Origin of the sequence: Pseudonocardia sp. EV170527-09, from assembly GCF_008369905.1 — a bacterium.
Classification (GTDB): Bacteria; Actinomycetota; Actinomycetes; order Mycobacteriales; family Pseudonocardiaceae; genus Pseudonocardia.
Genome location: NZ_VRMC01000646.1, coordinates 1 through 238, shown reverse-complemented (window position 1 = coordinate 238; position 238 = coordinate 1). Strand labels below are relative to the sequence as shown.

At 72.3% G+C, this 238-nt stretch carries 1 protein-coding gene; it reads right to left on the bottom strand.

Going from position 1 to position 238, the window contains the following annotated elements; all coding sequences use genetic code 11:
* A partial coding sequence (locus FVA95_RS30385; protein ID WP_205016116.1) for a CarD family transcriptional regulator occupies positions 1–210 on the bottom strand: 210 nt, incomplete at its 3' end.
* Positions 211–238 lie beyond the last annotated feature (28 nt).

The window sequence follows — 238 nt, the reverse complement described above, 5'->3', positions numbered from 1 at the left end:
GGGCCACATCAGTGCCAGATCAGGCGGCGGCACCAGGACCGCGTTGTCGCCGGCGAAGGACAGGCGGACCAGCTCGCGCATGGCGCCGCCGCCCGTATTGACGGTCTGCAGGCCGTCGAGCACGCCGATGCCGCGCTGGAGATGCACGACCACCGTGCCCTGCTCCGGCACGTCGGCGTGATCGAACGCCGCGCTCCAGCTGCGCGCCATCGGCTGCGGATGATGCGCGCGGCTGGAG